Genomic DNA, 201 nt, shown 5'->3' with positions numbered 1-201 from the left:
CGGGTTCGTGGCGGCCGTGCAGCCGGCGAACGAGGTGGCCAGGGCAAGGGCGAGCGCGGCTGCGCTGAGGTGCTTGAGGTTCATGATCTCCTTGGTTCTTCGATCCGGGCAGCCGCCCGGGGCCTGCTCAATCCTTCTGGCGGCGGCGCCGTCCCGCGACCAGCAGGAGCACGCCTGTGGCGAGGATACCGGCGCCGAACA

Annotated in this window: 1 protein-coding gene; it reads right to left on the bottom strand. The window is 70.6% G+C overall.

Going from position 1 to position 201, the window contains the following annotated elements:
- Positions 1-201, bottom strand: a 201-nt coding sequence (locus tag BN358_RS27720) for a hypothetical protein (protein ID WP_232233149.1), incomplete at both ends; no start/stop codon positions are given.

It is taken from the genome of Sedimentibacter sp. B4, assembly GCF_000309315.1.
Lineage (GTDB): Bacteria > Bacillota > Clostridia > Tissierellales > Sedimentibacteraceae > Sedimentibacter > Sedimentibacter saalensis.
The sequence above is the reverse complement of the archived record's forward strand: the minus strand, read 5'-3'. Positions and strand labels throughout refer to the sequence as shown.